The organism is Streptomyces sp. NPDC005195 (assembly GCF_040608315.1).
Lineage (GTDB): Bacteria > Actinomycetota > Actinomycetes > Streptomycetales > Streptomycetaceae > Streptomyces > Streptomyces kaempferi.
Genome location: NZ_JBEXHZ010000396.1, coordinates 1 through 1,060, shown reverse-complemented (window position 1 = coordinate 1,060; position 1,060 = coordinate 1). Strand labels below are relative to the sequence as shown.

Sequence of the window (1,060 nt, the reverse complement as noted above, 5' to 3'; positions counted from 1 at the left end):
CCCGCCGCAGCCACGAGGGCACCGCAGCCCCCGACGACGGCCGGCACTACCTGCTCGTCCCCCCGCAGGCCATCGCCGAGGCACTCAGCAGCGCCTTTTGCCTCAAGGGCCCCGCGCTGAGCGTCAACACCGCCTGCGCCTCCGGCGCCCACGCCATCGCGCACGCCGCCGAGGCGATCTCCGCCGGCCGCGCCGACGCGATGCTCGCCGGCGGCAGCGACGCCTTCACCGAGACCGCGTTCGCCGGCTTCACCAGCCTGCAGTCGCTGTCCACCAAACCCGCCGCCCCCTACTCCAAGGACCGCGACGGACTCTCCCTCGGCGAGGGCGCCGGCATGCTCGTACTCGCCGAGGAGTCCGTCGCGCGCGCCGCCGGCGCCCCCATCCTGGCCGAGGTCCTCGGCTACGGCCTGTCCGCCGACGGCTACCACGCCACCGCCCCGCACCCCGAGGGCGAGGGCGCCGCCCGCGCCATCCGCGGCGCCCTGAAAGCCGCCGGCATCACCCCGCAGGACGTCGGCTACATCAACGGCCACGGCACCGGCACCCCCAAGAACGACTCCGCCGAGTCCAACGCGGTGCGCGCCGCGTTCGGCGAGGCCGCCGACAAGACCGCGCTCAGCAGCTCCAAGTCGATGATCGGCCACCTGCTCGGCGCGGCCGGCGCGGTCGAGGCCATCATCACCGTCCAGGCCCTGGTCGAACAGACCGCCCCGCCGACCGCCAACTTCACCGGCACCGACCCCAAATGCGGACTCGACGCCGTCCCCGACACCGGCCGCGAACTGGCCATGAACGCCGCCCTGTCCAACAACTTCGCCTTCGCCGGCGCCAACGCCTGCGTCGCCTTCGGCTGGCCCTCGGGCCGCCGCTTCTCCGTACCGGCCCCGCCCGCCGCGGAGAAGGTCGTCATCACCGGCGGCGCCGCCATCACGGCGGCCGGCGAAGGCCTTCAAGCCCTGTGGGAGGCCTGGCGGCGCGGCACCCGGCTGGGCACCGAAGAGGACGGACTGCACGTCGCCCGCGCCGACTTCGACCCCGCCGCGCACATCGGCGCCCG

Annotated in this window: 1 protein-coding gene; it reads left to right on the top strand. The window is 75.0% G+C overall.

Going from position 1 to position 1,060, the window contains the following annotated elements; all coding sequences use genetic code 11:
* Nucleotides 1–1,060 (top strand): beta-ketoacyl-[acyl-carrier-protein] synthase family protein (locus tag ABZV34_RS39900; RefSeq protein ID WP_356288351.1); only part of this gene is annotated, 1,060 nt, incomplete at both ends.